This is a genomic window from Janthinobacterium sp. BJB446 (assembly GCF_002735655.1).
Lineage (GTDB): Bacteria > Pseudomonadota > Gammaproteobacteria > Burkholderiales > Burkholderiaceae_D > Janthinobacterium > Janthinobacterium lividum.
Genome location: NZ_PDZK01000001.1, coordinates 3,369,454 through 3,396,368 on the forward strand (window position 1 = coordinate 3,369,454; position 26,915 = coordinate 3,396,368).

Genomic DNA, 26,915 nt, shown 5'->3' on the forward strand with positions numbered 1-26,915 from the left:
ATCTTATCTGGTGCTACGGTTCGATTCAGGCGCTGAACTGGTGCGGGCTCCCCGTCTGGTACAAGGTGCCGCCAAGCACCGGCGCCGCCGAACGGGCCAGCCGCTCGGCCAGTCCGCGAAACGCCACCGACGCGCCCGCCAGCGGAAACGCATCGACCACGCTGCGGCCCAGCCGCGCCGCGCGGTGCAGATACTCGTCGGCAGGCACCGAACCCATCGAAGTCAGCTTCACTGCCAGGTAGCGGCTCGCCGCCTGCGCCATATTATCGTATACCACTTTTGCCTCGGATTCGGAAGCGCCGGTGACGAGAATGCCGAACGGACGGCGTCCCAGCTCCTGGCTCAGGCGCTTGATCAGGCAGTACGCCGCCTTGATCGAGGTGGCGCTGGTCGAGACTTGCACGACGATATCGGACGACGCCATCAGCGGCACGGGGAAGCAATCGCCCTCGTCTGCCACGACGCCGTCGACCAGCACGATGCCGCTCTGGCGCGCCAGCACCTCGAACGTCTTGCCCAGGCGGCGCAGTTCGTCCTCGCCCGCATAGTCCATGCTGTCCATCAAATGGTTGCGCGCACCCAGGCTGGCCACGCCAAAGCCTTGCGGCACCTGGTGGATGACTTGGTTCAAGCCGCACTGCTGGCGCGCCACGTCGCGCAGGCTGGCGCCGTGCGCCAGTCCCAGGCGCGCCGCCACGCCATCGCTGCCGCCGCTGGCGTCGAGCAGCAGCACGTCATTGCCGCCATAGACGAGCGACGCGCCCAGATTGACCAGCATGGCGCCCTTGTCGTCCTGCGGCGTGGCCGAGAGGAACGTCATGACGCGCGGCTGCGGGCCGGCCAGCATGCGGCGCAAGCCTTCGGCCTGGTCGAAATCGAAATTAGCCAAGGTGCACCCCGCGCGCTTCATTATTGCGGGCGGCCGCCTGCGCCATCAGGAGCGGCAGTTCGGCATCGGAAAACTGCGTGGCCGCCGCATCGCGCTTGAGCTTGAAGGCGCGGTCGATCAGGTAGCCGCGGTCGGCCAGGTACAGGTCTTCCGGCACGCGCTGGCCGTTCGACACATAAAACAGGTTCAGCTTCTGGCGGATCACCACGTCGAGCACGTTGCCGATCGAGGCCGCTTCATCGAGCTTGGTCATGATGCAGCCGGCCAGGCCGCTGCCCTGGTAGGCGCGCACCACTTCGTTCAACGTTTCCTGCGTGGCCGTGGAGTTCAGGCACAGCAGGCGTTTCACATCGGCGCCGGCGCCCGACAGCATGGCCACCTGTTCCGTGACCATCTGGTCGCGCTGGCTCACGCCCACCGTATCGATCAGCACCGTGTGCTTGTTCTTCAATTCCTTCAGGGCGATGCGCAAGTCCGCCTCGTCCTTCACGGAATGCACCATCACGCCGAGGATCTTGCCGTAAATGCGCAGCTGTTCGTGCGCGCCGATACGGTAGGCATCGGTGGTGATCAGGGCCAGCTTTTCCGGGCCGTGGCGCATCACGCAGCGGGCCGCCAGCTTGGCCGTGCTGGTGGTCTTGCCGACGCCGGTCGGGCCCACCAGGGCAAACACGCCGCCCTGCTCCAGCATGGCGTCTTCATTGGCCACCGTATTCAGGTTGCGGCTGAGGACGGTCTTGATCCAGCGCATGCTTTGCGCGCCATCGAGGCCGGCCGGCAGCTTGTCGATCAGGTAGCGCGCCAGGCTGGCCGAGAAGCCGGCGGCCAGCATTTCGCGCAGCACGACGGCTTTTTGCGGCTCGCGCTGCTGCGTCGAACCCCACGAGATTTCCGCCAGCTGGGTTTCCATCATGCCGCGCATGGCGCGGATTTCATTCATCATGCCGCTCATCTCGGCGGCGGCGTTCTCTTTGACGTGCGCCAGCGCGCTGGCCATCATCTGCTGCATGCGGGCCATGTCCACTGGCTCGGACGCAGCCTGGCGGGGCGCGGCGGGACGCGGCGCAGCCGGGCGCTGGGCCGGGGCGGCCGGACGCTGCGGCGTGGCGAACTGGGTCTGCAACTGGGGACGGGGCTGGGCCATTTCGGAAGCGGCCGGCGGCGACGCCAGCGAAGCGGCATCGTCATTGGCCAGCGCGAGGATTTCCACCACGCCATCGGCCTGGCGGTTCGACAAGATCACGGCATCGGGGCCCAGCGCTTCACGCACCTTGCGCAGCGCATCGCGCGACGAGGCGCCCGTAAATTTCTTCACATTCATGACCGGCCTCCCAAGGCGGGGGTGGCGCAATATTGGCTGAACTGTGTGACCATCATCGACTCCTGTTGCTTGAGTGCTGTCTTCCACATGGACACAGATCACCCGGACAGTTTCCATTATTAGCGATGCTTGCAGGAAACGATCGAAGGAACAGGGCGGGAAAGTACCCGTTATTCAGTTTGCCGAGAGGAAATTGATGTTTATTTGACCAAAGGCAAGGGCTGGGGCCAGACCCGGCGGGTCTGACCCCGGTACTAATGCTGCCAACTACTGCGCCCCCACCAGCGCCGTGACGCGGATCGTTTTGGTTTCCGGCACTTCCGCATGCGACAGCACTTTAAGCTGCGGCAAGGCGCGGCGCAGGAAGCGCGACAGCAAGGCGCGCAGCGGCGCCGGCACCAGCAGCACCGGCGTCAGGCCCAGCGCTTCCTGCTGCTGCGCGGCCAGGCCCGCCTGATGCGCGATGGTGTCGGCCAGGCCCGGCTCGATGCCGGCGCCGTCGCCGCCATTGCCCATCGCCTGCATCAGCAGCCGTTCCAGGCGGCTGTCGAGGGTCATCACGGACAGTTCGGCCGCGCCGGGGAACAGTTGCTGCACGATGGCGCGGCCCAGGGCTACGCGCACCAGCGCCGTCAGGTCGTTCGGGTCTTGCGTGCTGACCGTATGCTCGGCCAGGGTTTCGATGATGGTGCGCATGTCGCGGATGTGCACGCCTTCGGCCAGCAAGTTCTGCAACACCTTCTGCAAGGTCGACAGGGACAGCATCTTCGGCACCAGGTCTTCCACCAGGCGCGGCGACTCCTTGCCCAGGTGGTCGAGCAGCGATTGCACTTCCGCGCGGCCCAGCAGCTCGGAAGCGTGCGAGGTGATCAGGTGGTTCAGGTGCGTGGCCACCACGGTGCCTGCGTCGACCACCGTGTAGCCCATCGATTGGGCCTGGTCGCGCAAGCTCGCGTCGATCCAGGTGGCGGGCAAGCCGAAGGCGGGGTCGTTCGTGGCCAGGCCCGGCAAGGTGCCGCTGGCCATGCCGGGATTAATCGCCAGGAACTGGCCGTTGAACGCTTCGCCCACGCCCACTTCCACGCCCTTGAGGGTGATGCGATAGGCGGACGGCTTCAATTCCAGGTTGTCGCGGATATGCACGGGCGGCGCCAGGAAACCCACTTCCTGGGCAAATTTCTTGCGGATGCCCTTGATGCGTTTGAGCAATTCCCCGCCCTGCGTCTTGTCGACCAGGGGAATCAAACGGTAGCCCACTTCCAGGCCCAGGGTATCGACGGGCATGATGTCTTGCCAGCTGGCTTCTTCCTGCTCGGGCGCCACGGTCGCTTGCGGCACTTCGGCCGGCTTTTCGGCCGCCGCCTTTTCCTGCGTGCGCTTCTTGCTGATCAGATAGGCGGAGCCGGCCAGCAATGACGCCAGCAGGATGAAGACCATGTTCGGCATGCCGGGAATGAGGCCCATGCCGCCGATGATGGCGGCGGTAATATAGAGCACCTGCGGTTTCGCAAACAATTGCCCCACCAGCTGAGTGCCGATGTCCTGTTCGCTGGCCACGCGCGAGACGACGATACCGGCCGCCGTGGAAATGATCAGCGAAGGAATCTGCGCCACCAGGCCGTCACCGATGGCCAGCAATGTGTAGTTCTTGAGCGCATCGGCAAAGCCCATGTCGTGCTGCAGCAAACCCACCAGCAAGCCGCCGACGATATTGATGACGGTGACCATGATGCCGGCGATGGCGTCGCCGCGCACGTATTTGCTGGCACCGTCCATGGCGCCATAGAATTCCGCTTCCTGCGCCACTTCCGTGCGGCGGCGGCGCGCTTCGTCTTCGCCGATCAGGCCCGCGTTCAGGTCGGCATCGATGGCCATCTGTTTACCAGGCATGGCGTCCAGCGCGAAGCGGGCGCCCACCTCGGCGATACGCCCCGCGCCCTTGGTCACCACGGTAAAGTTGATGATCGTCAAAATGATAAACACGACGATACCGACCGTGTAGTTGCCGCCGATCAAGAAGTGACCGAACGCCTCGATCACTTTACCGGCCGCGTCGGCGCCCGTATGGCCCTCCGTCAGCACCACGCGCGTGGACGCCACGTTCAGCGACAGGCGCAGCATGGTCGACACGAGCAGGATGGTCGGGAATGCCATGAAGTCGAGCGGCTTGACCGTGTACAGCGCCGTCAGCAGCACGATGATCGACAGCGCGATATTGAAACTGAAGAAGATGTCGAGGATGAAGGCCGGCAGCGGCAGCACCATCATCGCCAGCAGCATGATGATGATGACCGGCGCGGCGATGCCCTTGCTGGCGTTGTTGCCCATTCCACTGAGCCAGGCTGGCATTCTCAGGCCGTTCATGGTGTACTTCCTTTATTATTGTCTGCCGCGCCTGCTGCGGGCGGTGTCTGCGATGCGGGGTTCTGCGGGTCGAGCTCGGGCGGCACATCGAGCTTCTTCGGCTTGTCGGGACGCTCGCCCTGACCCTTGCCATAGCTGCGCAGCTGGAACACGTAAGCCAGCACTTCGGCCACGGCGCCATACAGCGCCTCGGGAATTTCGTCGCCGATATCCGTGTGCTTATATAGCGCTCGCGCCAGGGCCGGCGCTTCCAGGATGGCAACCTTGTGTTCGCCGGCCAGTTCGCGGATCTTCGCCGCCACCTCGTCGATGCCCTTGGCCACCACCTGCGGCGCGCCGCGCGAATTCTCGCCATACTTCAAGGCCACCGCGTAGTGGGTAGGATTGGTCACCACCACGTCGGCCGTCGGTACATCGGCCATCATGCGGCGGCGCGACATTTCATGCTGCATCTGGCGTATCTTCGCCTTGATCTGCGGATTGCCGTCCGATTCCTTCGACTCTTGCTTGACTTCCTGCAAGGACATTTTCATCTTGTTAGCGTAGTGCCACATCTGGTACGGACCGTCGATGGCGGCAATCAAGCCCAGCGCGCCGACGATCAGCAAAAAGGCCGTGATCAGCAAACTGATCAGATGAGCCGAGCCGGCGCGCAAGGATTCCACCGACAAGCCCAGCACGGCATCCTTTTGATGCTGCATCACCATCCAGGCGACGACGCCGACGACGAGGGTCTTGGCGATGGCCTTGAGCAACTCCACCAGCGCATTCTTCGAAAACATATTGCCCAGGCCGCGAATCGGGTTGAGCTTGCCAAAATTGGGGGTGAACGCCTTGGAACTGAACAGCCAGCCGCCCACCAGCACGGGCGAGGCTAGGGCGACGAGCATGATGGCCAGCGCGTACGGCAGGCAAGTCAGCAAGACGGAGCCCACGTCGTAGCCGATGCGCAGCATCATCGCATCGGGATTGAGTATCTGCTCCCGGTCCAGGGTCAGCCCGGACACCATGACGGCCGTCAGCCGCCGCACGATGGCGTCGCCGGCAAACCACAGGCAGCAGCCGGACGCCATCAGCACAGTGAACGTTGCCACTTCACGCGATCGCGGAACGTCGCCTTCCTCACGCGCCTGCTCGAGGCGCTTCGGTGACGCGGCTTCGGTCTTTTCTGCGTCGCTGTCTTCCGACATCAATCAACTCCGGTGAAGTCCTGCGGCCTGGCTAGGCGCAATACGGACTGGGCATGTGGCATTATCGGTTCAATTACCGCAACGCCATCAAGGGAAAAGGAGGGCGAATCCCCTGCTTTTCCTTTGCCTAAATGAAACAGCCGCAGGCGCCAACTTCAAAGGAGACCGAAAAATGGTCAGGGCAAGGCGCAGCCCCGAAGACAGTACGAACAGTACGGCGAGGGGTTGCAACGCAGTCATGGCCATTTTCTCGGGGCTCCTAACGGCTTTTTCTCGCCTCGGCCTGCTTGACGGTCTGCTCGATGGCGCCAAACAAGGACTTGCCGTCATCGCCCAGCATCTCCAATCGAACAACATCACCAAACAACAAAAATGGCGTGCTGGCGACGCCATCGGCGATCATCTCCTGGTTACGTCGCTCAACGATACTGGAAAACCCCTTCTTGACTTCCTTGTTGGCGACCCCGCCCGCGCTGACCACGCTGCCGGCGCGCGCGTTGCGCGTCTGGCACAGATGGGCGAGCAATTGCGGGTAATTGAACGCCATGTCGGCGCCCGCGTGGGGTTGGCCCGTCAACTTGCCATTCAGGCTGCAGCGCAGGGCGTGATGCACCTTGCCGCCGCGCCAGGCATCGCCCAGCTCGTCAGGCGTGATGGCGACAGGAGAGCAGGCCATGGCCGGTTTCGCTTGCAGGAAACCATAACCACTCGCCTGCTCGTCCGGCACCAAGTTGCGCAGGGTGATGTCGTTGACCAGCATCAACAGCTTGATGTTCAGGTGCGCCTGGTCGGGCGTGGAGCCCATGGCCACGTCGTCCGTGATGGCGGCGATGCCTGCCTCGTAATCGATGCCCCACTGCTCGTGCGCCAGGATGATCTCGTCGTGGGCACCGAGGAAATCGTCGCTGGCACCCTGGTACATGCGCGGTGCGTCGCGCAAGTTGGCCGGTGCCTCGCGGCCTGCGGCCTTGCAGGCCCGCTCGATCTGCGGCAGGTAGGAGGCGCCGGCCACGCGCAGGCTGCTGCGCGGCAAGGGCGCCATGCAGTTGGCGGGGTCGAATTCGAAGGCGCGATGGCCGCGGCCGCTATTGATGGTCTGGTACAGCAAATCGAGCTGGGGCGCGATGAAACTCCAGTCGTCGAGCGCCTTTTGCAGGGTCGGGGCAATGCCATCGGCCAGATGGGCCGTTTTCAGGTCGCGCGAGACGACAGCCAGCTGGCCGTCGCGCGTGCCATCCTTCAGTGTTGCTAATTTCATGGGCGGGAAACTTCGTCAAATGCAGGCAATGGAGGCTAAAGACGCCAAAAAGCCGGGATATCCCCGGCTTTGGCGGTCAGGAGGGGACTAGGCCAGGAGCGCGATCTGCTCGGGCGTCAGGTAGCACCACTCGCCTTCGGCGATGCCCAGCGATTCCAGGGTCAGGCTGCCGATGGCGGAACGGTGCAGCGCGCTGCAATGGTTGCCGGCGGCGGCCAGCATGCGCTTGACCTGGTGGTACTTGCCCTGTTCCAGCACGATTTCCAGCTGGTGCTCGCCCCGCTTGACGCAGACGAGGGCCGCCAGCGGGGCCGGTTCGTCGTGCAATTGCACGCCAGCCAATAGCAGGGCCACCAGTTCATCCGTTACGGGTTCTTGCGTAGTGGCCTGGTAAATCTTGGGAACGTGGCGCTTCGGCGACGATTGTGCATGGATAAACGGGCCATCGTCGGACATCAGCAGCATACCGGTCGTATCGTGGTCGAGCCGGCCGACGGGCTGGACTTCGCGCCAGGTGAATTGCTCCGGCAGCAAGGTCAACACGCCAGGGTGATGACTGGGCTTGCGCGAGCATTCGAAATTGGCAGGCTTGTTCAGCGCCAGGTACAGGTGCGCGCGGAACACCCACTCTTCTTCGAACACATGCAGCACCAGGCCTTCGGTCTCGACGGTGGTGCGGTAATTGGTCTGGGTGACGCCATCGATGACGACATCGCCATCCTCGATGAGGGAACGACAATATTTACGGGTGCCAAAACCCTGCGATTGCAGGATGCGGTCTAGGGATAATTTACTCATGGGCGTGACTTTACCAGAAGCGGCTGGCAGCGTGAAGCGGCGGCACCTGGCACCCGCGCGGCGGTCCAGGCAGCATGAAACCATGGCACACGCAGAAATACCAAAAAGCACAAGGTGAGATTTGGCGAGAAATGGTTGATTCCTTTGAGAAATATCAAGCGCTCGGAATATCGCATTGATAGACTGAAACTTCGGTAGGAATCCGCCTAACGAGCTTTAGGAATAATAACCAGGCAACGACCCACAAGGACATTGTATGAAGCATACCGATACCATCGCCTTACAAGGCAGCATCGCCGACATGCGCCAGCGCATCGCTGCGGAACAGGCGGCCATGCACAAAGTCAGACTCGGCGTGGCACGCTGGAGCAGCACATCTGCGCCGCAGGATGCGGACGCGCCACCATCGCCAGCCAGCCAGACGCACTGGCATGCCGAGGCGCAATGCCATTTCATGTGCTGGCTGGAACTGGGTGGTTTTGCGCACGCGGATGCGGAAACCGACAGCGTGGCCGCGCCTGCCATGGCGGACACCCCGTCCGATACCAACGCCAGCGCCGGCGCTGCGGCAGCCAGGCAGCCCCTGCCAGCGCACTGCAACGGCTGCGCCGTCTGAGCGCGGCCCGTCCGACCAGCCATGCCCTGCCCTCGCATGCCTGCCTTGCCAGCGCACCCAGACGCATCCGCCGACACCGGCCCATCCAGCACACACAAAAGGAAACGGCGGCATTGCGCCGCCGTTCCCAAGCCCCATCGGGACTTTAGTGAGGAATGTAAATTCACTCAAAACCACATCTGCGATGCGGCGAGTAGTTCCAAGACCTGCCAATCAAGTTAGTACTGACAACATAGTTGATATATCGCCCCTCCTTGAAAAGAACTACGCTTTCACTATAGCCCAAGCAGCCCCGTTTTCAAGCCAATTTACCACCTTATTGAAAATCATTCTCGATTGGCTTGCCTGCTAGCCAAGAGTGATGTCCTCAGCGCAACGTCGGTTGTGACTGCTGCACGGCCGCCTTCATGGCGCCCGCGCCCATGGCGGCGCCAAACTTTTTGAGCACCCGTTCCGGCAAGCCTTCATGCTGCGTGTAGTCGACAATGTCTTCCGCCTTGACGATATCGCGCGCCACGCTGTCGACCGTGCCGAAATCGTCGGCCAGGCCCATTTCCACGGCTTTCGCGCCCGTCCAGTACAGGCCGGAGAAGGTATCGGCCGTTTCCTTCAGGCGCTTGCCCCGTCCCGTGCGCACGACGTCGATGAATTGCTGGTGGATTTCATTGAGCATGCTCTGCGCATACGCCTTGTGTTTTTCCGTCAGTGGGCTGAACGGGTCCATGAAGCCCTTGTTCTCGCCCGCCGTCAGCAAGCGGCGCTCGACGCCGACTTTTTCCATCACGCCAGTGAAGCCGAAGCCATCCATCAGCACGCCGATGGAACCGACCACGCTGGCCTTGTTGACGTAGATGCGGTCGGCGGCGGCGGCGATGTAATAGCCACCCGAGGCACACATTTCATCGACCACCACATATAAAGGCTTGTCCGGATAGCCCTTGCGCAGGCGCTGCATCTCGTCGACGATCATGCCGGCCTGCACGGGACTGCCGCCCGGACTATTAATATGCAGCACCACGGCCACGGAACCGGCATCGGAAAATGCCTTGTCCAGCGCGGGGATGACGACGGCGGCCGAGCCGCTGCCTTCGGACTCGATGGCGCCGCTGATGTCGATCAGGGCCGTGTGGCGGCCCAGGGTTTCGCTGTCGTCGGCCGTGTTGTAGTCATAAAACACCCACAGGGCGAACAGCACGATCAGCAGGCTGAAGACCTTGAAAAAGATGCTCCAGCGGCGGTGTGCGCGTTGCTCTTGCAAAGTGGCAAATACCAGCTTTTCCAGCACGTCGCGCTCCCAATGTCCCGCAGGGGCGCCGTGGCCGGCGGCTGGCGCGCTGCTGGCCAGCTTGTCATTCGTGTTATCGCTCATGGTTCACTTTGCTTAAATTACAGAAAGCCCGTCCCGGCCTCAGGCCGGCAGTGGCTGGACATATTCGTCGGGTTGCCAGTACAGCTGGCCATCGCGCTCGGCCACGGCAATCGGACGCAAGCGCCCGCCCTTGCAGGGGCCGCCCGCGCACAGGCCGCTTTCCGGCACATAGATGGCGCCATGCGTCGAACACATCAGGTACAAGCCGCTGGACTCGAAAAACTCGCCCTCGGCCCAGTCCAGTTCGATCGGCACGTGGGCGCAGCGGTTCAGGTAGCCATACGCCTTGCCGCCGTGGCGCACGACAAAACCGGTGGTCGCTTCGCCACCGGCCGAGACGGGAAAGCGCACGCCCTTGCCGCCATCGGCCACGGCGTCGGCGGCGCAAATGAATACATCGACAACATCGTTCATCATGCGTGCTCGCTCAGCCATTGATGCAGGTCGGCCACCGTGGCGGCCGAATACAGGGGATGGCAAGCTTGCAACTGCTCCACCGGATGCGCTCCATACTCTACGGCAATACTGGCCGCGCCGGCATTGCTTGCCATCAACAAATCATGACTGGTGTCGCCGATCATCACGGTGCGGCGCATATCCTGCCCCAGTTCGCGCGTCAGTTCCTGCAGCATGGCCGGATGGGGCTTGGAAAAGGTTTCGTCGGCGCAACGCGTCGCATCGAACAGGGACAGCAGCTTGACGGCATTCAAGGAGCGGTTCAGGCCGACACGGCTCTTGCCCGTGGCCACCGCCAGGAAATACGCCTGCTGCGACAGTTCCTGCAGCATTTCGTAGACGCCCGGAAACAGGGCTAGCTCATGGTCGCGCGACAGGTAGTGATAGCGGTAGCGCTCGGCCATGCGCGCATGGTATTTCGGCTCCACGTCGGGCATCACCAGCTGCATGGCTTCCTGCAAGCCCAGGCCGATCACATGCGAAGCGAGCAACTCGGTGGGAATTGGCAAGCCCAAGTCTTTGGCCGAAGCCTGGATGCACTTGACGATGGTCGAGGTACTGTCTATCAGCGTACCGTCCCAATCGAAGACGATCAGATCAAATTGCTTTCTTGCCATGTTTCCCGACGGCATAGCCGCCGGCTCCTTGATAGTGAATGACGGCGACTGACTACCTTGTGAGTAGTGTCACGCGCACGGTGCTTATTTATCGTGCGGCAACGGCCAATGGTTTGCCCAAGCTTACCAAGAAACGCTCGCATTCGGCAGCCAGCGGCGCGTTCAGGGTCATCGTCTTGCCCGTTTCCGGATGCGTAAACGTGATCTGGTGCGCGTGCAGGAACATGCGTTTCAGGGCGCCGCGCGTGCTGTCGGCTTTCAACAGGGCACGGTTGAGGGCAAAGTCGCCATATTTATCGTCGCCGGCGATGGGGAAACCGGACGAAGACAGGTGCACGCGGATCTGGTGCGTGCGTCCCGTCTTCAATTCCGCTTCCAGCAAGGCGAAGTTGTGATATTTATGCAACAGTGAAAACACCGTGTGCGACGCCAGGCCATCGGCCTGCACGGCCACCCGGCGCTCGCCTTCGGCCGTCGTATATTTATGCAGCGGCAACTTGATATGCTGGCGCGCATTCTTCCAGTCGCCGGCCACCAGCACCAGGTAGCGCTTGTCCGTGACGCCATCGCGCATCTGCTCGTGCAAGTTCGTCAACGCCGAGCGCTTCTTTGCCAGCAACAGCAGTCCGGACGTGTCGCGGTCCAGGCGGTGCACCAGTTCCAGGAACTTGGCGTCGGGGCGCGAAGCGCGCAATTGCTCGATCACGCCGAACGACACGCCCGAGCCGCCGTGCACGGCCACGCCGGCCGGCTTGTCGATGACGAGCAGCTGCGCATCTTCAAAGATGATCTTGAATTCGGCGGCCGGCGCGCCCGTTGGCGCCTTTTCGGCCACGCGCACGGGGGGAATGCGCACCACGTCGCCAGCGGCGAGACGGTACAGCTGATCGATACGGCCTTTATTAACCCGCACTTCTCCCGATCGCAAGATCCGGTAGATGTGGCTTTTAGGCACTCCCTTGCACACTCTTAATAAGTAGTTGTCGATGCGCTGGCCTGCCTCTTCCTCGGCGATCGTTACGAATTGGGCTTGCGGCTGAACCGGGGGTGTTGAAGGGGGAACAACATCATTTTGACTCTTCATTTACTATGTCTTCCCAGAAATCTCTCTAAGTCCTTCATTTTGAATATATAATTGTTTTTGCTGCGGCCCTGGCTGCTGCGAGTGTAAGAATAAAAGCACATTTTACACAGGGGCGTCTCCACCGGCCTCGCCAAATTGCAAATTCGGTGGAAAAAAATGTATATGCACCATCCCTGCGCGAATCAAGGTTGCACCGTAGTTGTAATCGGATAACGCGTGGAGATGCTGAAGTGAGTGTATTGGATTATAAGGATAAGTACCCGTTAGCGCGACTTATCGAGTCGGGCTCGCGGGTTGATGAAGTTGATAACGCTTGCCGTTTTCGCCAAACCCCGTATGCGGCCACAATACTGAGGGTTGTCGATGAATAGGCTGAGGCCAAGCCTCGCCATCGCGATCCCTGTAATGAGCCGGCTTACGATTTGGCTCTGAATTTGCTGACCACTTGCATTCTCTGCCCCCGACATCCGGGCTGCTTCAGATGAGTTGCAAGTGTCCTGTGCACTCGGCATGACGATCGACCTCACCGCGCCTGTTGCGGCCGTAACGTATACCTCGTACGCGTTGTTGCTCCGCACGCCTAGGCATTTCCCCCGCCAGCACTCCCGTTCTCGCATATATCCCTGTACTTCGCCGCTTCCCCGGAAGCGGCTTTGAGATGGCCTACGGGTCGCGGAGTTATAAAAATGAAACGCATGTTGTTTAATGCCACGCAGCAAGAAGAACTGCGCGTAGCGATTGTCGACGGACAAAAACTGATCGACATCGATATCGAGACAGCTGGGCGCGAACAGCGCAAATCCAACATCTACAAGGGCGTGATCACGCGCATCGAGCCATCGCTCGAAGCGTGCTTCGTCAGCTATGGCGAAGACCGCCACGGCTTCCTGCCTTTCAAGGAAGTTGCCCGCACGTACTTCCGTGAAGGCGTGGACGTGCGTAACGCTTCCGTCAAGGAAGCGCTGCGCGAAGGCCAGGAAATCATGGTCCAGGTGGAAAAGGAAGAGCGCGGCAACAAAGGCGCCGCCCTGACCTCGTTCGTCTCGCTGGCCGGCCGTTACCTGGTCCTGATGCCGAACAACCCGCGTGGCGGTGGCGTATCGCGCCGCGTGGAAGGTGAAGAGCGCCAGGAATTGCGCGAAACCATGGATAAACTGGACTTGCCTGCTGGCATGTCCGTCATTGCCCGCACCGCCGGCATCGGCCGCAACGTCGATGAACTGCAATGGGACTTGAATTACCTGATGCAACTGTGGCGCGCCATCGAAGGCGCCGGCAAGTCGGCCAACGGCGCTTTCCTGATCTACCAGGAATCGTCGCTCGTCATCCGCGCCATCCGCGACTACTTCCAGCCCGACATCGGCGAGATCCTGATCGACACCGACGAGATCTACGACCAGGCGCACCAGTTCATGAGCCACGTGATGCCCGACATGGTGCACCGCGTAAAACGCTACAGCGACGACGTGCCGCTGTTCTCGCGCTTCCAGATCGAACACCAGATCGAAACGGCGTACAGCCGCACCGTGCCGTTGCCATCGGGCGGCGCCATCGTGATCGACCACACGGAAGCACTGGTCTCCGTCGACGTCAACTCGGCCCGCGCCACGCGCGGCTCGGACATCGAGACGACCGCCTTCAACACCAACTGCGAAGCGGCCGAAGAAGTGGCCCGCCAGCTGCGTCTGCGCGACTTGGGCGGCCTGATCGTCATCGACTTCATCGACATGGAAGTGGCAAAGAATCAGCGCGAAGTGGAACAGCGCCTGAAAGATGCGCTGCACCATGACCGTGCCCGTGTACAAATGGGCAAGATTTCCCGCTTCGGCCTGATGGAACTGTCGCGCCAGCGCCTGCGCCCTTCGCTGTCCGAAGGCTCGCACGTGACGTGCCCGCGCTGCTCCGGCACCGGCCACATCCGCGATACGGAGTCGTCCGCCCTGCAGGTGCTGCGCATCATCCAGGAAGAGGCGATGAAGGAAAACTCGGCCACCATCCACGTGCAGGTGCCCGTGGACGTGGGCGCCTTCCTGCTGAACGAAAAGCGCGGCGAAGTACTGAAAATCGAGAACCGCCACCGCATCGCCGTGATCCTGATTCCGAACAAGCATCTGGAAACGCCGCACTACAAGCTGGAACGCATCAAGCACGACGATCCGCGTCTGGAAGACAGCCAGGCCAGCTACAACCTGGCTGAAAGCGCTGAAACCGACATGGCTTACAGCAAGCGCCAGAAGGAAGAAGCCAAGCCGCGCCAGGAAGCCGTCGTCAAGACGATCACCCCTGACCAGCCGGCACCGCTGGTCGAGCGCAAGCCCGTCGAAGCGAAACCGGCTCCCGTGGCCGCGCCTGCCGCACCACAGGGCCTGATCGCCAAGATCATCAGCTTCTTCACCGGCGCCCCGGCACCGGTGGCACCGGCACCCGCCCCTGTCGCACCAGCCAAGCCGGCCGGCGCCGACCGCGGCGACCGCAACAGCCGTGGCCCGCGTGGCCGTGGCCGCAACGGCAAGCCTGGCCGCGAAGAACGCGAACCGGGCCAGGGCCGTCCAGCCCAGGACGATGCAGCAGCGGAAGCACTGGAAAAAGCGGCACGTCCGCCACGCCCGCCGCGTCCGCCACGCGAACCGCGTGAAGCCCGCGAAGGCGGCGATGCAACGGCAGTGCCACGCGAACGCGGCGAACGTCCTGAGCGCGCCGAGCGTCCGGAACGCGCAGAACGTCCGGAACGTGCCGAACGTCCGCCACGCCAGCCACGCGAAGGCCGCGAACCGCGCGCCGACAAGGCTGTTGCTGCTGAAGTGAAAGCTGAAGAGCTGGCACTGGTTGGCGCTACCGCCAGCGCAGTGAATGTCATCGTGCCGTCCAACGGCCCGGAATCCGACGCCGCACCGGCGAACCTGCTGAAAGCGCCGGCCAATGCCGGTCCTGAAGGCGAAGAGACGGAAAACGACGTGGAAGGCGAAGAACCGCGCCGCCGCCGCCGTCGTGGTGGCCGCAACCGCAACCGCCGCGACCGCGAAACGGGCGAGCTGATCGAATCGGCAAACGGTGAAAACGAAGGCCAGGATGCACCGGTAATCAGCTTCACGGTTGCTCCGGCGCCAGATGCTGCCGCCGATGCCGCTCCAGTAGCCGTCGTGGCTGCCGCCGCTGTCGTCGCCGTCGCTGCGCCAGTGGAAGCTGCTGCCGAAACCGCTCCTGCCGTCGTGGCTGAAGTGGTCGAAGTGGTCGAAATCGCCAAGGTCGCGGACATCGCCAAGGTCGAAGAAGCCGCACCAGCCGCTGAAGCGATCGTAGCGCCAGCCCCTGTGGAAGCGGCTGCAGCACAAGCTGAACCAGCCGCTGCCGAACCAGTACCAGCTGCCGAGTACAGCTTTGCCGAGAAAGCGGAAGCTGCACCGGCGCAAGCGCCAGTTCCAGCGGAAGTCATCGTCGAAGCGGCGCCAGTCGTGGAAACGGTTGCTGTCGTGGAAACCGTCGCCGTGGCTGAAGAGGCGCCAGTCGCCGAAGCGGCACCGGCCGTGGTGGAAGCGGCCCCGGTGGTTGCCGAAGTGGCTCCCGCCCCTGTTCCTGCACCGGCTCCGGCGCCAGCTCCTGTGGCTGCTCCTGCTCCTGTGACTGCTCCTGCTCCTGCACCGGCTCCTGCTGCGCCAGTCGCCGCGCCGCTGGACTTGAGCGCAGTGCTCGGTTCGGCCGGCCTGACCCTGGCTGCCACCGATCCGGAAAAACTGCGCCTGGCGCAGGAAGCCGCTGCCAAGGCAGTTGCTCCCGTGCGCAAGCCGCGCGAACGCAAGCCATTGCCGCCGCAATCGGATGAGCCGTTGATCCAGGTCAACACGCAACGTCCATAAGCGCGCCGGGTTCGCCCAGCCGCCAATGATGAAAGGGGAAGCTCAGGCTTCCCCTTTTTTACGTCCACTTCTTTGCCAGCCATCCGCCCGCCATGCACGAGAACGCCAATCAAGCTCCCGCCCCCGTCAGCCTGCGCAGCGCCTTCCGCTACTGGCTCAAGCTCGGCTGCGTCAGTTTTGGCGGCCCGGCCGGGCAAATCGCCATGATGCATGCGGAGCTGGTGGAAAAGCGGCGCTGGATTTCCGAGCAGCGCTTCCTGCACGCCCTCAACTACTGCATGCTGCTGCCGGGGCCGGAAGCGACCCAGCTGGCCATCTACATTGGCTGGCTGATGCACCGCACGCGCGGCGCCCTGGTGGCGGGCCTGCTGTTCTTGCTGCCCTCGCTGCTGGTGCTGATCGTGCTGTCCTGGCTCTACATGGCGTACGGCCATGTGGGCGCCATCGCCGGCGTCCTGTACGGCATCAAGCCGGCCGTCGTCGCCATCGTGCTGGCGGCCGCCTGGCGTCTGGGCCGGCGCACCTTGCGCAGCCCCGGCCTGATCGCCATCGCGGCGGGCGCATTTGTCGCCATCGCCGTGCTACAGCTGCCATTTCCGCTGATCGTGCTCGCCGCCGCCCTGCTGGGCATGGCGGGCGGACGCTGGCTGCCGGGCCACTTTCATCTGGGCGGCACGCAACATGTCGGCGCAGGCCGCTACGGCGCCGCCCTCATCGATGACGACACGCCCACGCCGGAGCACGCGCGCTTCAGCTGGCCGCGCCTGCTGGCCACCTGTGCGCTGGGCCTGGCCCTGGCCTTCCTCGCCTGGCTGGGCCTGGCCCTGGCGGGCGGCGTGGACCAGCCTCTGGCGCAGATGGGCGTGTTTTTCAGCAAGGCGGCCCTGCTCACGTTTGGCGGCGCGTATGCCGTGCTGCCGTATCTGGTGCAGGGCGCCGCCGACCACTACCACTGGATCACCAGCGCGCAAATGATGAATGGCCTGGCGCTGGGCGAAACGACGCCCGGCCCCCTGATCATGATCGTCGCCTTCATCGGTTTTGTCGGCGGCTGGAGCCATGCCGTGACAGGGGAGCAGCTGTGGCTGGCGGGCGTGTGCGGCGCGCTCGTCGCCAGCTGGTTTACCTTCCTGCCCTCGTTCATCTTCATCCTGGCCGGTGCGCCGCTGGTGGAAGCATCGCGCGGCAATTTGCGCCTGAGCGCGCCCCTGACGGCCATCTCGGCAGCCGTGGTGGGCGTCATCGCCAGCCTGGCCCTGTTCTTTGGCCGCCATGTCTTCTGGCAAGAAAACCCGCTGCCGCACTGGGACTGGCTGGCGATGTTCATCGCGCTGGCGGCCGGCGTGGCGCTGATCAGGTTTCAAGTGGGCACCATCAAATTGCTGCTCGCCTGTGCCATCTTCGGCCTCGTGCTATCGTATCTGCCTTGAACGACTCAACGTAAGTGGTATCACCTTTCATGGCTGACAAGATTATCTACCTCGCCGAAGCCCGCAACGGGGCACCGGCGATCCCTGCGCAGCTGGAAAGCCCCAGCGGCAACGTGGCCGACAGCCTGGGCCGGCCCCTGCACGACTTGCGCATCTCGATTACCGACCGCTGCAATTTCCGTTGCGTGTATTGCATGCCGAAGGACGTGTTCGACAAGAACCACGTGTATCTGCCGCACACGGATTTGCTGTCGTTCGAGGAAATCACGCGCATCGCGCGCCTGTTCGTCGCGCACGGCGTGGAAAAGATCCGCCTGACGGGCGGCGAACCGCTGCTGCGCAAGAATATCGAAAAGCTCGTCGCCATGCTGGCCGAACTGCGCACGCCGTCGGGCCAGCCGCTGGACCTGACCCTGACGACCAATGGTTCCTTGCTGGCAAGAAAGGCGCTGGCGCTCAAGGATGCGGGCCTGAACCGGGTCACCGTGTCGCTCGATTCGCTCGACGACGCCACCTTCAAGCGCATGAACGATGTGGACTTTGCCGTGGCCGACGTGCTGCACGGCATCGATGCGGCGCACCAGGCAGGACTCGGCCCCATCAAGATCAACATGGTCGTCAAGGCCGGCATGAACGAGCAGGAAATCGTGCCCATGGCGCGCCACTTCAAGGGTACGCCATATATCCTGCGCTTCATCGAATACATGGACGTGGGCGCCTCGAACGGCTGGAACTTGCAGGAAGTCATCCCTTCGGCAGAAGTCGTGCGCCGTATCGGCGCGCAGATGCCCTTGCTGCCCATCAACCCGAACTACACGGGCGAAACGGCGGCGCGCTGGCGCTATGCCGATGGCAGCGGCGAGATCGGCCTCATTTCCAGCGTCACGCAAGCGTTCTGCGCCGACTGCAGCCGCGCCCGCCTCTCGACCGAAGGCAAGCTGTACACGTGCCTGTTCGCCAGCAGCGGCCACGACTTGCGCAGCCTGCTGCGCGGCGGCCACAGCGATGCGGAAATTTCCTCGGCCGTGGCGCAGCTATGGCGCGGCCGCGGCGACCGCTATTCGCAATTGCGCACCAGCCAGACGGATTTGACGGGCGGCGCACTTGAGCACGGTAAAAAGAAAGTGGAAATGTCGTACATCGGCGGCTGAATCGGGAGCGGCGCACGCCTGCCGCTGCTACCATGGCGTATGCATCCACATTTTCGCCTCTCATGATCAATCAACACGACATTACCGGCCTGATCCTGGCCGGCGGCCTCGGCACGCGCATGGGCCAGCGCGACAAGGGCATGCTACCCCTGCATGGCCAGCCCCTGGTCAGCCACGTGCTGCAGCGCCTGGCGCCGCAAGTGGGCCAGCTGGCCATCAGTGTCCATGCGGATGCCGGAGATTACGCGCGCTTCGGCCTGCCCGTGTGGCCGGACGCGCTACCCGGCCAGCTCGGTCCGCTGGCAGGCTTGCACAGCGGCATGCAGCATGCCACCGCCCCCTATCTGCTCACCGTGCCGTGCGACTCGCCATTGCTGCCGCCCGACCTGGCGGCGCGCCTGGCCGCCGGCCTGGCCGAGCACAATGCGGACCTGGCCATCGCCGTCACCGAGGACATCGATCCCGCGACGGGTCAGACGGTGCGCCGCCCGCACCCCGTCTTCTGTCTCGTCAAGACTTCCGCCCTGCCCCAGCTCGATGCGTACCTGCGCGGCGGAGAGCGCCGCATGCGAACCTGGCATGGCCCCTTGAAACTGGCCGAGGTGCTCTTCGAGAACAATAGCGCGTTCGGCAACATCAATACCCCGGACGAGCTGGCGGCCCTGCAGGCGCAGGGCCTGTCCGTGCCGATGGCGCAAGCCATCCTGGCCGACACCGTCGCGCCTGTCGCCGAGATCGAGGAACTGCCGCTGCCGCAAGCGTTCGAGCGCATCCTGGCGGCCGACATCATCTCGCCCATCAGCGTGCCCGCGCACGACAATTCCGCCATGGATGGCTACGCCCTGCACGGCGCCGACCTTGGTGGCGACACTGCTGTCACCCTGGCCGTGGTCGACACCATCCTGGCCGGGCGTCCCGGCACGGTCAACATTGGACGCGGCCAATGCGCGCGCATCATGACGGGCGCCGTCATGCCGGACGGCTGCGACAGCGTGGTGCCGCAGGAACTGGTGCAGCACGCCAGCGCACAGCAGATCACCCTCGCGCCGGACTGCATCCGCGCCGGCGACAACCGCCGTTTCAAGGGCGAAGACTTGATGCAGGGCCAGCCTGCCCTGCTGCAGGGCAAGATACTCGGACCGGCCGAGCTGGGTCTGCTGGCTTCGCTGGGCATCGCCACGGTGCCCGTACGCCGGCGCCTGCGCGTGGCCTTCTTTTCCACCGGCGACGAGTTGCGCTCGATCGGCGAGCCGCTCGACGCGGGCTGCATCTACGACAGCAACCGCTACACCCTGCTGGGCATGCTGACCCGCCTCGGCTGCGAAGTGCTCGACATGGGTATCGTCAAGGACAATCCGCAAGCGCTGGAAGCGGCCCTGCGCGGCGCCTGCGCCTCGGCCGACGTCATCATTACGTCGGGCGGCGTGTCCAGCGGCGCGGCCGATTTTACGCGCGACATCCTGGCGCGCCTCGGTGAAGTGGCCTTCTGGCAAATCAACATGCGCCCGGGCCGCCCCATGGCCTTCGGGCGGATTGCCAGCGAGGGCGAATCGGCCTTGCTGCTGGGCCTGCCCGGCAACCCCGTGGCCGTGATGGCGGCGTTTTATTTCCTCGCCCGCCCGACCCTGCTGCGCCTGATGGGCGCCGACGCGGACACATCCGCCCTGCCGCTGCTGCAGGTGGCGGCGCAAGCGCCCATCCGCAAGAAACGGGGCCGCACGGAATACCAGCGCGGCATCGTCGAACGGGGCGCGGACGGGCGCCAGCACGTGCGCGTGACGGGAGCGCAAGGCTCCGGCATCCTGCGCTCGATGACGCAAGCCAATTGCATGATCGTGCTGCACGAAGCGCAAGGCCACGTGGCGGCCGGCGACCTGGTCGATATCGTGCTGTTCCATGGATTGACCTGATGTACTACCACCGGCCAGGCTGACGCGCTGGCCGGGCCGCATTCCACGCTGCGTCACCTGCGTCTCCCCCTCCTCTTCACAACGGCCCGCCCTGCGCGGGCCGTTCGCATTGCCCTTTCGCAATCAATTTATCCTGCACAGCAACTGTTCGGCTATCAAGATAAAAATATTAATCATTTCCACGACCAATAAATCAATAAAGACAACACTAATTGTAATAATTTTATTTATTAGTTGATATTGAAGTTTCTTCGGTGATAACATTCAAACTTGTATAAAGTTCAATTTTGATATTGTTTTCATGAGGAAACTAACAATGAGACACAGCTCATGGATCGCGGGAGCCAGCATGCTGGGCGTGGCATGCCTGCTTGCTACCTTGTCCCTGGCGCCCTTGACCGCCAGCGCGAAAGGCATCGCGCGCGCCGGTGTGCTGGATAACTGTAACTGGAACCGTCCAGGCGTCGACCCGTTCATGGGTGACGTGGTGGCGGCGGTAGACCGCTATACGGATATCGCGCCGCCAGTGCGCGAACAATTGAAGGAGCGCATGCGCGCGCGCCAGTACGATGAGATCGTGGTGATCAGCCGCGACGCCATCCGCGGCAAGGGCAACTACAACACGCGCATCAGCGACATGCATTTCGGCCCTGGGCGCGTTTGCCGCAATGTCACACGTGCAGGCTGGAGCGAACAGATGCAGGAACGGGGACTCGTGTATTGCGTACAGGGCCAGTGCATCCTCGTGCCGACGATTTGCCGTAACGTCAGCCGTATCACGCAGGCACCCGCGTCGGCGCCGCCGGCGGCAGGCGCCGCGCCCGGCGGTGCAGCGCCTGTTGCGGCCGCCCCCGCCGCCCCGGAAGCGGCAGGCGTGCCACTGATCGACAATCCCGACGCCTTGCGCGGCGGTTCTTTCACGGGCGGCGCCATGCCGCCCGAGGTGGCCAGCATTCCATTCCTGCCTTTCAACAATTATGTGCGCACCGTCGGCGGCATCACGCCGCCGGCCGGCATGGGCGGCGGCGGCGGCGGTGGTGGCGGTCTGCCGCCGGACCAGGGCAGCAGCATCATCGTGCCGCCCACCGTGATCATCCCCACCTTTCCACCCACGGTGCCGACGGTCTTGCCGGCCGTGCCCGAACCGCAAACCTGGGCCATGCTGCTGGCGGGACTGGCGCTGGTCGGCTACAGCGCGCTGCGCCGCTGCACTGTGCGGGCAGCCTGAGGCGGCGCGCTACTCGCCGTCGCCGGCGTCCGCCTTACCCAGCAGCAAGGCGGCCGCCTCGCCCGGCAAGGCTTCCACGGATTTCAATTTGCGCGCCATCTGCCGGCTGCGCACTTCCGCGCTTTCAATATTCTTCGCCGCCTTTTCCAGGGTCAGCCGGGTTTGCGACAGCACGTCGCCGAACTTGCCGAACTCCGTCTTGACGGCGCCCAGCACTTGCCACACTTCCGACGAGCGCTTTTCCAGCGCCAGGGTGCGGAAACCCATCTGCAGGCTGTTGAGCAAGGCCGTCAACGTGGATGGTCCGGCGATGCTGACCCGGTGCACGCGCTGCAATTCGTCGGCCAGGCCCGGGCGGCGCAACACTTCCGCATACAAGCCTTCCGTGGGCAGGAACAGGATGGCAAAGTCGGTGGTGTGCGGCGGCGCCAGGTATTTCTCGGCGATGGTTTTCGCTTCGCCGCGCACGGCCCGTTCCAGCTCGCGTCCGGCCAGGGCCACGCCGTCGGCATCGGCCCGCTCGGCCGCCTCGACCAGGCGCTCGTACTGTTCCTTGGGAAACTTCGCGTCGATCGGCATCCACACGGGAGGGCCGCCGTCGGAGAGGCCCGGCAATTTCAAGGCGAATTCCACGCGCGCGCCGCTGCCGGCCACGGTTTCCACGTTCTTTGCATACTGGTCGACAGTGAGTACCTGCTCCAGCAGCATTTCCAGCTGCACTTCGCCCCAGGTGCCACGCGTCTTCACATTGGTGAGTACCCGCTTCAAATCGCCCACGCCCAGCGCCAGCTGCTGCATTTCACCGAGACCCTGGTGGACTTTTTCCAGCCGCTCCGACACTTGCTGGAACGACGCACTGAGGCGCGTTTCCAGGGTGGCGTGCAGTTTCTCGTCGACCGTCTTGCGCATCTCTTCCAGGCGTGCGCCATTGTCGGCCTGCAAGTCGCGGATCTTGTTCTCCAGCGTGGCGCGCACTTCCAGCATGCGCTGCGCATTCGATTCCGTCAGCTGGGCCAGGGTTTGATTGGTACTCTCGGCAAAGCGCGCCAGGCTTTGCGCCTGCTCTTCGCGCCCGACTTTCCCCTGCGCCTGCATCTGCGTGCGCAGGCTGTCGAGCTGTTGCAAGGTCGCCGCCTGGAATTGCGCCAGGCCGGTGGCCAGATCCTGGCGCGTCGCTTGCGCCGATGCCTGCAGTTGCAGCCGCACTTCGCGCTCGACCCGGTCGATGCGATCCAGGCTTTGCTGCTGGTGCTGTTGCACCAGGGCCAGGGTGGTGGCGCCATCGCCGGCCGCGCCACGCGGGCGCAGCAAGATCAATAGCAACAGGACGATGGCGACGATGGCGGCGCCCAGCAGGCTGTAAAACTCGATTGGGCTCATGGGTGTCAGTCAGGCTTGTTGCGCATCCAGTCGGCCGTCTGATAGAACGATTCCATCAGGCGTACGCGCAAGGATTCTTCGATGCCCGTGTCTTCCATGGCCCAGGCCATGGCGCGCAGCCACTGGTCGCGCTCGCTGGTGCCGATGGCGTAGGGCAAGTGACGGGCGCGCAGGCGCGGGTGGCCGAATTTCTCGATATACAAATCCGGTCCGCCCATCCAGCCCGTGAGGAAGAAATACAGCTTGTCGCGCGAGCCGTCCGTCGATGGCGGATGCATGACGCGGATGCCGGCGAACTCGGCTTCGAGTTCCATCAAGTCATAAAAACGGTCGACCATTTCGCGCAGCACGGGGGCGCCGCCGATGGTCTCGTACAGGGTGGGGGCAGTGGTATCAGTCATGGCCGCCATGATAGCGCAAGCGCTGGCGCCTCATGCGGCGGCAGCTGTCGCTGCCACAATAAAAAGCAATATACTTGACAACTCAAGCTTGTATCAACTACTATACAATCTTTAAACACGGGAAGATACAGCATGTCGACCACCGCAGAATCCCACTTGATGCGCAATACCAACTTCCGCTGGCTGCTGGGCGGCGGCCTCGTGTCCATGCTGGGCGACCAGTTCAGCATGCTGGCCCTGCCGTGGCTGGTGCTGAGCCTGACGGGCGATAGCCTCAGCCTGGGCATCGCCGTGGCCCTGATGGGCGCGCCCCGCGCCGTGCTCATCTTGTTGGGTGGCACGGTCGCCGACCGGCATTCGCCCCGGCGCGTACTGCTGGCAAGCAAACTGGCCAATGCCGCCATCCTGCTGGCGCTGGCCGGGCTGCTGCTGCTGGACCAGGCCAGCCTGGCGCTGGCGTATGCGGCCGCGCTGGCACTGGGCATCGCTTCCGCCTTCGGCATTCCCGCCGGCACGGCCATCCTGCCGCAAGCCGTGCCGGCGCAGTCACTGCAAGCGGCCAACAGCCTGCAGATGGGCGCGCGCCAGTTGTCCTTGCTGGCCGGTCCCCTGCTGGCGGCGCTCGCGCTCGGCACGCACGATGGCGCCCGGCACACCGGCATGGCGGCGCTGGCCGCCGCCTTTGCCATCGATGCGCTGACGTTCCTGTTCTCGGCCTGGACCTTGCGGCAAGTCAGCCTGCGGCCACTGGCCGTGGCGGCGGCGCAGGGCATGTGGCGCGACATGGCGGCGGGCCTGGCCATGGTGTGGCGCGACATTCCCTTGCGCAGCTGCTATGTGTACTGGGCGGTGGTGGCCTTCTTCGTCATGGGGCCGCTGCAAGTGGCCTTGCCCGTGCTGGCCAGCGAGCGCCTGCACGGCGCCGCGGCGCTGGGTGTGCTGATGGGCGCGCACGGCGCCGGCACCCTGGCCGGCATGCTGGCGTCCAGCCTGGGCGGCGCCTGGCTGCGCCGCCGCTTCGGCGCCACCCTGCTGCTGGTCGATGCGGTCGTGGGCCTGCTGCTGATGGCGCTGGGGCAAATCGGCACGGCCTGGCAGGGCGCGGCCTTGCTGGCCGTCACGGGAATGCTGGGCGGCTATGTGCAGGTAGCCATCTTTACGTGGATACAGCGGCGCGTGGCGCCCGCCATGCTGGGCCGCGCGATGGCACTGTTCATGGGCATCTTCCTGGGACTGGCGCCCCTGTCGGCGGCGGCCACGGGTGCGTTGCTGCGCCACCTGAGCGTGGGCGAGCTGTTCTGCGCTGGCGGCGCCCTGCTGCTGGCCGCCGCCATGGCCGCCATCCTGTGGACGGATATTCCCCGCATCGGGGCAAGCGATTATGCAGTTCAACCTTAAGGCAGTCACAGCATGGATAAAACACGACAAGCGGCCCTGAAAGCGGCCTACCGGCAACAAGCGCCCGCGCTGGGCATCATCGCGCTGCGCCACTTGCCCAGCGGACGCACCCTGCTCGAACGCAGCCGCAATGCCCCTGGCGCGCTGAACCGCCATCGCTTCGAACTGAACCTGGGCAAGCACCGCAACGCCCTCCTGCAGGCGGACTGGCAACGCGACGGCGCGGCGGCCTTCCGTTTCGAGCTGCTCGATGCCGTCAAGGTGCCCGACGATCCCGCCTTCGATGCGGATGCCGAACTGGACGCCCTGCTGGCGCTGTACCAGGCACAGCTGCTGGAGCAGGGACAGGCACGCTATTGAGCGGCCATGCTTTACACTTGCGCACTCAAGCACTTCGCAGCGAATTGAAAGGACGTCATGATCGATCACACTCCCCCGCCGCCGGACGGTGCCAGCGCGCTGGACTTCTGCCTGCGCCTGGCGCGCGCCCAGGCCGTGCTGGTGCGCCGCTTCGACAGCATCCTGGGCAATCTGCATGGCCTGAGCTTCAGCGATTATCAGTTGCTGTACCACTTGCAGCGCGCGCCCGGCGGCCGCCTGCGCCGCATCGACCTGGCCGAACGCCTGGCGCTGACGGCGTCCGGCATCACGCGCTCCTTGATGCCGCTGGAAAAAATCGGCCTGGTGGCGCGCCAGGCCGATGCGCGCGATGCCCGCGTCGGCTATGCCGTCATCACGGAAACGGGACAAGCCCTGCTGCTCCACGCCGATGCGACAGCGCAGGCACTGGGCCAGGAATTGCTGGGCAGCGCCAGCGCGGAACAGCTGGCACCGCTGTCCATGCTGCTGGCCGGCATCGCCGGCAGCCAGCCAGCGAACGGCTGACGCGTCCCCCTTACACGAGCGCCAGCTTGCGCAGGCGCCGCGTCGACTGCCAGTGTTCCACGCCCGTTTCGTCGCGGATGGCGGCGCAGGCGGCCAGCACTCTTGCGCACTCATCCTCGCGCAAGCCCGCATTCAGGGTCAGGCGCACGATGGCGCGGTTCTTCGCCGTAGCCGGGGCACAAAACATGGCGCCGTAAATGCCGTGCCGTTCCAGCGCCTGGCGCAGGGCCAGGGTGGCCGGTTCGCCGCCCGCCTCCAGCGCCACGATCTGCTCCGTGCCATCGCTGACGTTGTAGCCCAGCGCGCGCAAACCGTCGCGCACCTGCAGCGTGTGGCGCCGCAGGGTGGCGCGGCGCTCGTCGGCGGCCATGATGAAATCGAGCGCCGCGCCCAGCCACGCCAGCTCATGCGCCAGCAGGCAGGAACTGAAGATGGCGGGGCGTGATTCAGACAAGAAATACCCCTTGAAGCGGCTGGAACAGCTGATGAAACCGGCCCGGCCCGCGAAGGCCTTGGCCAGCGATGCCGTGCGGAAATGCACGCGGTGGCCCAGTCCCCAGGCTTCCACCAGGCCCGCGCCCTGCGGGCCGTGCGTGCCCAGCGAATGCGACTCGTCGACCACCACCACGCAGTCGCTGCGCTCGGCGATATCGAGCAGCTCCAGCAGCGGCGCCAGGCTGCCGTTGGTGCTGTACAGGGCATCGACGACAATCACCCCGCGGCCATGCTTTGCCACCTGCCGCCGCAGGTGCGTCATGTCGTTGTGCAGGAAGGGCACGGCCTGGGCCTGGGCCGACAGCACGCCTTCCCACAGCGACGCGTGAGCCTGCATGTCCAGGTAGACGGGAATGCCGGGGCCGGCGATACACTGCAGCAAGCCGACGTTGGCCGCCATGCCGGACTGCGCCAGGATGCCATCCTCGCAGCCCATGAAGCGGGCCAGCCGGCTTTCCAGCCGGTGCTGTTCGCTACCTTCCTGCAAGTACACGGCCGACATCAGCATGCCGCCCGCATGCGCCTGCAGGGATGCCACCTGCGCCGCCACCAGCGTCGGCTCGGCGGCGATGGACAGGTAGTCATTGCCCGCCAGGAAAATAGCATGGGCGGGGGTCGGTTGCCAGGCATGGGGATGCTGGCCGCCCAGCAGTTTTTCGATGCGCGTGATGTGATGCGCATCCATGCGCCGCACGATGTAGTCGGGCAGGCAGTGTTCGGCACGGGCGAAAGATGGGGTATGCACGCTGGTAGCGATAGTCATGGTTTTTCTCCTAGGGAAAGGTTTGCTGCAAATTAAAGCCTTGACCGTGTTGCAAACC

The 26,915-nt window shown here is 64.0% G+C and carries 22 protein-coding genes; 9 read left to right on the plus strand and 13 right to left on the minus strand.

What is annotated here, in order from left to right; all coding sequences use genetic code 11:
- Window positions 1-25: 25 nt before the first annotated feature.
- The 6 genes from CSQ92_RS14900 to CSQ92_RS14925 form a co-directional block, all read right to left on the minus strand.
- Window positions 26-889 carry a MinD/ParA family ATP-binding protein gene (locus tag CSQ92_RS14900; protein WP_034785294.1) on the minus strand — a complete coding sequence of 288 codons (864 nt, stop codon included), beginning with the start codon at window positions 887-889 and terminating at the stop codon, window positions 26-28.
- Window positions 882-2,210 (minus strand): flagellar biosynthesis protein FlhF, encoded by a 1,329-nt coding sequence (gene flhF, locus CSQ92_RS14905; protein WP_034785293.1) that lies wholly within the window; start codon window positions 2,208-2,210, stop codon window positions 882-884. Before flhF ends, CSQ92_RS14900 begins: the two co-directional genes overlap by 8 nt.
- Window positions 2,211-2,477: 267 nt before the next feature.
- On the minus strand, window positions 2,478-4,574 hold the full coding sequence (gene flhA, locus CSQ92_RS14910; RefSeq protein ID WP_099394451.1) for a flagellar biosynthesis protein FlhA: 2,097 nt from the start codon (window positions 4,572-4,574) through the stop codon (window positions 2,478-2,480).
- Window positions 4,571-5,764: a flagellar biosynthesis protein FlhB gene (flhB, locus tag CSQ92_RS14915; RefSeq protein WP_070253718.1), complete on the minus strand. Its 1,194-nt coding sequence runs from the start codon at window positions 5,762-5,764 to the stop codon at window positions 4,571-4,573. The genes flhA and flhB overlap by 4 nt, the downstream gene beginning before the upstream one ends.
- A 259-nt stretch (window positions 5,765-6,023) precedes the next feature.
- Window positions 6,024-7,022, minus strand: coding sequence for a fumarylacetoacetate hydrolase family protein (locus tag CSQ92_RS14920; RefSeq protein WP_070281305.1), 999 nt, complete (start codon window positions 7,020-7,022; stop codon window positions 6,024-6,026).
- Between the two features lie 87 nt (window positions 7,023-7,109).
- Complete coding sequence (locus tag CSQ92_RS14925) at window positions 7,110-7,820, minus strand: pseudouridine synthase (protein WP_099394452.1); 711 nt, start codon at window positions 7,818-7,820, stop codon at window positions 7,110-7,112.
- Between the two features lie 256 nt (window positions 7,821-8,076).
- Between CSQ92_RS14925 and CSQ92_RS14930 the strand changes: the two genes are divergently transcribed.
- Complete coding sequence (locus CSQ92_RS14930) at window positions 8,077-8,436, plus strand: hypothetical protein (protein ID WP_099394453.1); 360 nt, start codon at window positions 8,077-8,079, stop codon at window positions 8,434-8,436.
- A 367-nt stretch (window positions 8,437-8,803) separates the two neighbouring features.
- Here CSQ92_RS14930 and CSQ92_RS14935 read toward each other — a convergent pair whose 3' ends face one another.
- The 4 genes from CSQ92_RS14935 to CSQ92_RS14950 all read right to left on the minus strand — a co-directional run bounded on the left by CSQ92_RS14935 (window position 8,804) and on the right by CSQ92_RS14950 (window position 11,962).
- The gene (locus CSQ92_RS14935) at window positions 8,804-9,805 is read right to left on the minus strand and encodes a S49 family peptidase (RefSeq protein WP_092608468.1); all 1,002 of its coding nucleotides are present in this window, start codon (window positions 9,803-9,805) and stop codon (window positions 8,804-8,806) included.
- 39 nt (window positions 9,806-9,844) lie between these two features.
- A complete protein-coding gene (locus CSQ92_RS14940; RefSeq protein ID WP_092608465.1) occupies window positions 9,845-10,222 on the minus strand; it encodes a Rieske (2Fe-2S) protein in 378 nt (125 codons plus the stop codon).
- Window positions 10,219-10,878: an HAD-IIIA family hydrolase gene (locus CSQ92_RS14945; RefSeq protein ID WP_034785432.1), complete on the minus strand. Its 660-nt coding sequence runs from the start codon at window positions 10,876-10,878 to the stop codon at window positions 10,219-10,221. Before CSQ92_RS14945 ends, CSQ92_RS14940 begins: the two co-directional genes overlap by 4 nt.
- 88 nt (window positions 10,879-10,966) lie before the next feature.
- Window positions 10,967-11,962 (minus strand): RluA family pseudouridine synthase, encoded by a 996-nt coding sequence (locus CSQ92_RS14950; RefSeq protein ID WP_034785281.1) that lies wholly within the window; start codon window positions 11,960-11,962, stop codon window positions 10,967-10,969.
- 686 nt (window positions 11,963-12,648) lie between these two features.
- On the opposite strand from CSQ92_RS14950, the gene CSQ92_RS14960 reads away from it, so the two are divergent.
- The 5 genes from CSQ92_RS14960 (at window position 12,649) to CSQ92_RS14980 (ending at window position 21,535) form a co-directional block, all read left to right on the plus strand.
- On the plus strand, window positions 12,649-15,816 hold the full coding sequence (locus CSQ92_RS14960) for an Rne/Rng family ribonuclease (protein ID WP_099394454.1): 3,168 nt from the start codon (window positions 12,649-12,651) through the stop codon (window positions 15,814-15,816).
- A 92-nt stretch (window positions 15,817-15,908) separates the two neighbouring features.
- Complete coding sequence (gene chrA, locus CSQ92_RS14965) at window positions 15,909-17,246, plus strand: chromate efflux transporter (RefSeq protein ID WP_099394455.1); 1,338 nt, start codon at window positions 15,909-15,911, stop codon at window positions 17,244-17,246.
- A gap of 29 nt (window positions 17,247-17,275) precedes the next feature.
- Window positions 17,276-18,397, plus strand: a complete 1,122-nt coding sequence (moaA, locus tag CSQ92_RS14970; protein WP_099394456.1) for a GTP 3',8-cyclase MoaA — start codon at window positions 17,276-17,278, stop codon at window positions 18,395-18,397.
- Window positions 18,398-18,459: 62 nt separating this feature from the next.
- Window positions 18,460-20,307, plus strand: coding sequence for a molybdopterin molybdotransferase MoeA (gene moeA, locus CSQ92_RS14975; RefSeq protein ID WP_257219220.1), 1,848 nt, complete (start codon window positions 18,460-18,462; stop codon window positions 20,305-20,307).
- Between the two features lie 316 nt (window positions 20,308-20,623).
- Entirely contained in the window at window positions 20,624-21,535 is a 912-nt protein-coding gene (locus tag CSQ92_RS14980) for an MHFG family PEP-CTERM protein (protein ID WP_143450367.1), read from the plus strand.
- Between the two features lie 9 nt (window positions 21,536-21,544).
- On the opposite strand, the gene rmuC is transcribed toward CSQ92_RS14980, so the two are convergent.
- On the minus strand, window positions 21,545-22,915 hold the full coding sequence (gene rmuC / locus CSQ92_RS14985; RefSeq protein ID WP_034785265.1) for a DNA recombination protein RmuC: 1,371 nt from the start codon (window positions 22,913-22,915) through the stop codon (window positions 21,545-21,547).
- Window positions 22,916-22,920: 5 nt separating this feature from the next.
- Complete coding sequence (locus CSQ92_RS14990) at window positions 22,921-23,316, minus strand: group II truncated hemoglobin (RefSeq protein ID WP_034785429.1); 396 nt, start codon at window positions 23,314-23,316, stop codon at window positions 22,921-22,923.
- 132 nt (window positions 23,317-23,448) lie between these two features.
- On the opposite strand from CSQ92_RS14990, the gene CSQ92_RS14995 reads away from it, so the two are divergent.
- The 3 genes from CSQ92_RS14995 to CSQ92_RS15005 are packed head-to-tail and all read left to right on the plus strand — an operon-like array spanning window position 23,449 to window position 25,599.
- Window positions 23,449-24,714 (plus strand): MFS transporter, encoded by a 1,266-nt coding sequence (locus CSQ92_RS14995; RefSeq protein WP_099394459.1) that lies wholly within the window; start codon window positions 23,449-23,451, stop codon window positions 24,712-24,714.
- Between the two features lie 12 nt (window positions 24,715-24,726).
- Complete coding sequence (locus CSQ92_RS15000) at window positions 24,727-25,074, plus strand: GIY-YIG nuclease family protein (protein WP_070253706.1); 348 nt, start codon at window positions 24,727-24,729, stop codon at window positions 25,072-25,074.
- A 57-nt stretch (window positions 25,075-25,131) separates the two neighbouring features.
- Window positions 25,132-25,599 carry a MarR family winged helix-turn-helix transcriptional regulator gene (locus tag CSQ92_RS15005; RefSeq protein ID WP_099394460.1) on the plus strand — a complete coding sequence of 156 codons (468 nt, stop codon included), beginning with the start codon at window positions 25,132-25,134 and terminating at the stop codon, window positions 25,597-25,599.
- Between the two features lie 10 nt (window positions 25,600-25,609).
- On the opposite strand, the gene cqsA is transcribed toward CSQ92_RS15005, so the two are convergent.
- On the minus strand, window positions 25,610-26,857 hold the full coding sequence (cqsA, locus tag CSQ92_RS15010; protein ID WP_099394461.1) for an alpha-hydroxyketone-type quorum-sensing autoinducer synthase: 1,248 nt from the start codon (window positions 26,855-26,857) through the stop codon (window positions 25,610-25,612).
- Window positions 26,858-26,915 lie beyond the last annotated feature (58 nt).

What these genes read in the sequence shown, in the direction of transcription:
- flhF (WP_034785293.1), bottom strand. Translation starts at nt 2,210, where the DNA reads ATGAATGTGAAGAAATTTACGGGCGCCTCGTCGCGCGATGCGCTGCGC.
- flhA (WP_099394451.1), bottom strand. Translation starts at nt 4,574, where the DNA reads ATGAACGGCCTGAGAATGCCAGCCTGGCTCAGTGGAATGGGCAACAAC.
- flhB (WP_070253718.1), bottom strand. Translation starts at nt 5,764, where the DNA reads ATGTCGGAAGACAGCGACGCAGAAAAGACCGAAGCCGCGTCACCGAAG.
- CSQ92_RS14920 (WP_070281305.1), bottom strand. Translation starts at nt 7,022, where the DNA reads ATGAAATTAGCAACACTGAAGGATGGCACGCGCGACGGCCAGCTGGCT.
- CSQ92_RS14925 (WP_099394452.1), bottom strand. Translation starts at nt 7,820, where the DNA reads ATGAGTAAATTATCCCTAGACCGCATCCTGCAATCGCAGGGTTTTGGC.
- CSQ92_RS14930 (WP_099394453.1), top strand. Translation starts at nt 8,077, where the DNA reads ATGAAGCATACCGATACCATCGCCTTACAAGGCAGCATCGCCGACATG.
- CSQ92_RS14935 (WP_092608468.1), bottom strand. Translation starts at nt 9,805, where the DNA reads ATGAGCGATAACACGAATGACAAGCTGGCCAGCAGCGCGCCAGCCGCC.
- CSQ92_RS14940 (WP_092608465.1), bottom strand. Translation starts at nt 10,222, where the DNA reads ATGATGAACGATGTTGTCGATGTATTCATTTGCGCCGCCGACGCCGTG.
- CSQ92_RS14945 (WP_034785432.1), bottom strand. Translation starts at nt 10,878, where the DNA reads ATGGCAAGAAAGCAATTTGATCTGATCGTCTTCGATTGGGACGGTACG.
- CSQ92_RS14950 (WP_034785281.1), bottom strand. Translation starts at nt 11,962, where the DNA reads ATGAAGAGTCAAAATGATGTTGTTCCCCCTTCAACACCCCCGGTTCAG.
- CSQ92_RS14960 (WP_099394454.1), top strand. Translation starts at nt 12,649, where the DNA reads ATGAAACGCATGTTGTTTAATGCCACGCAGCAAGAAGAACTGCGCGTA.
- chrA (WP_099394455.1), top strand. Translation starts at nt 15,909, where the DNA reads ATGCACGAGAACGCCAATCAAGCTCCCGCCCCCGTCAGCCTGCGCAGC.
- moaA (WP_099394456.1), top strand. Translation starts at nt 17,276, where the DNA reads ATGGCTGACAAGATTATCTACCTCGCCGAAGCCCGCAACGGGGCACCG.
- moeA (WP_257219220.1), top strand. Translation starts at nt 18,460, where the DNA reads ATGATCAATCAACACGACATTACCGGCCTGATCCTGGCCGGCGGCCTC.
- CSQ92_RS14980 (WP_143450367.1), top strand. Translation starts at nt 20,624, where the DNA reads ATGAGACACAGCTCATGGATCGCGGGAGCCAGCATGCTGGGCGTGGCA.
- rmuC (WP_034785265.1), bottom strand. Translation starts at nt 22,915, where the DNA reads ATGAGCCCAATCGAGTTTTACAGCCTGCTGGGCGCCGCCATCGTCGCC.
- CSQ92_RS14990 (WP_034785429.1), bottom strand. Translation starts at nt 23,316, where the DNA reads ATGACTGATACCACTGCCCCCACCCTGTACGAGACCATCGGCGGCGCC.
- CSQ92_RS14995 (WP_099394459.1), top strand. Translation starts at nt 23,449, where the DNA reads ATGTCGACCACCGCAGAATCCCACTTGATGCGCAATACCAACTTCCGC.
- CSQ92_RS15000 (WP_070253706.1), top strand. Translation starts at nt 24,727, where the DNA reads ATGGATAAAACACGACAAGCGGCCCTGAAAGCGGCCTACCGGCAACAA.
- CSQ92_RS15005 (WP_099394460.1), top strand. Translation starts at nt 25,132, where the DNA reads ATGATCGATCACACTCCCCCGCCGCCGGACGGTGCCAGCGCGCTGGAC.
- cqsA (WP_099394461.1), bottom strand. Translation starts at nt 26,857, where the DNA reads ATGACTATCGCTACCAGCGTGCATACCCCATCTTTCGCCCGTGCCGAA.